This window comes from Nocardioides stalactiti (assembly GCF_014180715.1).
GTDB classification, from domain to species: Bacteria; Actinomycetota; Actinomycetes; order Propionibacteriales; family Nocardioidaceae; genus Nocardioides; species Nocardioides stalactiti.
The window spans coordinates 1-732 of the sequence record NZ_JACEFC010000233.1 but is presented as its reverse complement, the minus strand read 5'-3'; the positions used below and the strand labels follow the sequence as shown (position 1 = coordinate 732).

Below are 732 nucleotides of genomic sequence, written 5' to 3'. Positions count from 1 at the left end.
CCGTGGTCCTCAGCAAGCTGGGCGCCGACGTCACCTCGGTCGCGGCCGTCGGCGCCGACCCGATCGGGTCGGTCCTCGTCAGCCTGCTCCAGGCCAACGGTGTCGACACCACGCCGATCGTCACCCGCGCCGATGTCCAGACCTCGGCCAGCGTGCTGCCGATCAACGGCGACGGCGATCGGCCGGCGTGGCACTGCATCGGCGCCAACGGCACGTTGACGCTCGACGACATCGACCTCGACCTGGTCCGCGGAGCCGACCACGTCCACCTCGGTGGGCCGGAGTTCCTCGGCGACGCGGCAGTCGCGGTGCTCGAGGCGGCGCGGGAAGCGGGGGTCACGACGTCCGTCGACATGCTGGCGCCCGGCGAGCCGATGTGGCTCGACGCGATCGCGGCCTGCCTGCCGCTGGTCGACCTGTTCCTGCCCAACGACGAGCAGCTGCTCGGGCTGACGGCGACGAGCACGCTCGAGGAGGGCGCGCAGGCGCTGCTCGATCGGGGCGTCGGCTGCGTGGCCGTCACCGCCGGGGCGCGGGGCGCCTACGTCGCCACGGCCGCCGAGACGGCGTGGGTGCCGGCGTACGAGATCGACGTGGTCGACACGACGGGCTGCGGCGACTCGTTCTCCGCAGGCTTCCTGCTCGGTCGCGCCCTCGGGCGCGACCTGGTGGCCTCGGCGACCCTGGGCTGCGCGACGGCTGCCCAGGTGGCCGGAGGCCTGTCGACCGACG

1 protein-coding gene is annotated in these 732 nt (G+C 74.0%); it reads left to right on the top strand.

Annotated elements, in window-relative coordinates; all coding sequences use genetic code 11:
- On the top strand, positions 1-732 hold a 732-nt coding region (locus H0487_RS22605), incomplete at both ends, for a carbohydrate kinase family protein (protein WP_220793711.1).